General features: G+C 32.2%; 1 pseudogene. It reads left to right on the plus strand.

The window, feature by feature from the left end:
- Window positions 1–665 (plus strand): annotated as a pseudogene (locus tag O3622_RS09995) (serine protease); the annotation flags it as partial.

Genomic DNA, 665 nt, shown 5'->3' on the forward strand with positions numbered 1-665 from the left:
AAACCAAATAATTTAACGGACATGGAATCTGGTAAAATCTATTCTGATTCAGAAAAACAACAATATCTATTAAAGGATAACATCATTCTGAGAAAAGGCTATGCACTAAAAGTGACTACCTATAATCCTGGAAAAACGGATATGTTAGAAGGGAATGGAGTCTATAACAAGGAAGATATAGCAAAAATCCAAAAGGCCAATCCTAATCTAAGAGTTTTATCAGAAACAACAATTTATGCTGATAGTAGAAATGTTGAAGATGGAAGAAGTACTCAATCAGTATTAATGTCGGCTTTGGACGGCTTTAACATTGTAAGGTATCAAGTGTTTACATTTAAAATGAATGATAAAGGGGAGGCAATCGATAACGATGGAAATCTTGTGACAGATCCTTCTAAACTTGTATTATTTGGTAAGGATGGTAAAGAGTACACAGGAGAGGATAAGTCCAATGTAGAAGCTATAAAAGAAGATGGCTCTACGTTATTTATTGATGCAAAACCAGTAAATCTTTCAATGGACAAGAACTACTTTAATCCATCTAAAACTAATAAAATTTATGTACGAAATCCAGAATTTTATTTAAGAGGTAAGATTTCTGATAAGGGTGGTTTTAACTGGGAGTTGAGAGTTAATGAATCGGTTGTAGATAATTATTTAATCTA

The organism is Streptococcus sp. 27098_8_51, assembly GCF_041432205.1.
Lineage (GTDB): Bacteria > Bacillota > Bacilli > Lactobacillales > Streptococcaceae > Streptococcus.